Here is a 1,215-nt window from a genome sequence, read left to right on the forward strand (position 1 = left end):
TAATATGATATTGTTATTCATTACTCACACCTCTGTACTTTTTATCAAGTTTTAAGAAAACTTAATGATTTTTTTTGAGATTGTTTAAATTAGCTTTACGTGCCCTTAACGCCAACTCCTTTGATTCCTCAAGAAGGCGATTCCAGTTGGATGGTGCATGTATCTCAATTTCACGGCTGCTTGCATGGTCACGGATTCCCATGAGGGATTTGGGAATATGGGAAAATTTGGCTCCACCTTCGGCAAAACGCAAAAAAAGCTCATAGTCATGGGCAAGGAGCTCCTCTCTGTAATAACCAAAGCGGTCATGGAGTTCTTTTTTGTAGAGCTTGGAGATTCCGCAAAGATACCAGTTGGCAAAGCAGGCTTTAAAGGAATAGTCCGGCAGCAGGAATTTTCTAACGATATTGCCATGATCATCAAAAATTATCATGTCTGAATAGACAAAATCGGCTTCACTATTATTACCGTTTTCAAGGAGAGGAACCATCTCCGATAACATATTTGGATAGCAAATATTATCCGATGGCACATAGGTGCAAAGTTCTCCGCTGCAAGCCCTGAATCCTGTGTTAAGGGCTGCTCCCAAACCTCTGTTTTTTTCATGCTCTATACGTACAATGCGTCGCCCCTGTTCCGGGTAGCGTTTATGCCATATCCTTTCAATAACATTATTGTTTTCATCATAATATGAGGCATAGGAGGTTTCTGCTTTATCAAGATCTTTTAGAAAAGCATCTATTGTTGTTGATGTGTCATCTATGGAACCGTCATTGACAAGGACAATTTCAATATCTCCTGAGTAGTCCTGGAACCATATGGAGTCCAGACATGGCCGAAGGTATTGTGCCTGGTTATATGTTGGTACAATAATGGAAACTAACATATTAAATTCCTGATATACTTATCTTGCCGTGAAAATGACTATCATTTTTATATTTAGGTGTGATTGATACGTAATCAATCATGCCTGTTTACCGTAAAAATTCCACTCATTATTTTCATGATCCTGGGGTAGCAGTCGGAAATCGTTGATCAGCATTAAACTTTTTCATCAATTTTAGAATCTACAATCTCATATTTTAAATCTTCGCTCACTATCAGTTGATCTAAAATCAGCTCTCCTTCGTGTGCCGGGTTTGTGATAAGTCTATTTGCTGCCGGATTTATAAGGAAGTCAAGTTGTTCAAGCGGAATCTGGCCTATTAGTGCTTT

Annotated in this window: 1 protein-coding gene; it reads right to left on the reverse strand. The window is 38.8% G+C overall.

Annotated features, from left to right (window positions below):
- Positions 1-61 precede the first annotated feature (61 nt).
- Positions 62-886: a glycosyltransferase gene (locus MTBBW1_RS27020; RefSeq protein WP_080810070.1), complete on the reverse strand. Its 825-nt coding sequence runs from the start codon at positions 884-886 to the stop codon at positions 62-64.
- Positions 887-1,215: the final 329 nt, after the last annotated feature.

It is taken from the genome of Desulfamplus magnetovallimortis, assembly GCF_900170035.1.
Classification (GTDB): domain Bacteria; phylum Desulfobacterota; class Desulfobacteria; order Desulfobacterales; family Desulfobacteraceae; genus Desulfamplus; species Desulfamplus magnetovallimortis.

Bases quoted from the DNA above. Each gene is read 5' to 3' on its own strand.
- MTBBW1_RS27020 (WP_080810070.1), bottom strand. From the start codon at position 886: ATGTTAGTTTCCATTATTGTACCAACATATAACCAGGCACAATACCTT.